The 377-nt window shown below is 45.1% G+C and carries 1 pseudogene; it reads left to right on the top strand.

What is annotated here, in order from left to right:
• Window positions 1-121: 121 nt before the first annotated feature.
• Window positions 122-377, top strand: a pseudogene (locus KM934_RS13015) (IS4 family transposase); the annotation flags it as partial.

The raw sequence follows: 377 nt of genomic DNA, 5'->3' as shown, positions 1-377 counted from the left end.
CAGCAGGCGCTACCATTGCCATTATTCCGAAATTGAAGTTGTGCTTGGAAAACGTGCTGTAAAATTGTTCTTTTGCAAGAGAGGCAAAAAGGAAGCGTGGAAAGTGCTTCTTACAACAGACTTGAGACTCCGTTTTATGCGTGCCTACGAGATATATGCCATGCGTTGGAGCATAGAAGTGTTCTTCTCAGACAGCAAACGTCTGCTTGGACTTGCAGATTGCTCGTCACGAAACTTTTCGGCCCATATAGCGCATGTTTCATTGGTCATGATACGCTACAACATACTTGCCTCAATAAAAAGAACACTCGACTATGACACCATAGGAGGACTGTTCGGTGACATGTATCTCGGAGTACACGAACTGACGGTGGTTG

The organism is Hallella faecis (genome assembly GCF_018789675.1).
Lineage (GTDB): Bacteria > Bacteroidota > Bacteroidia > Bacteroidales > Bacteroidaceae > Prevotella > Prevotella faecis.
This window is presented reverse-complemented; position numbering and strand designations above follow the sequence as displayed.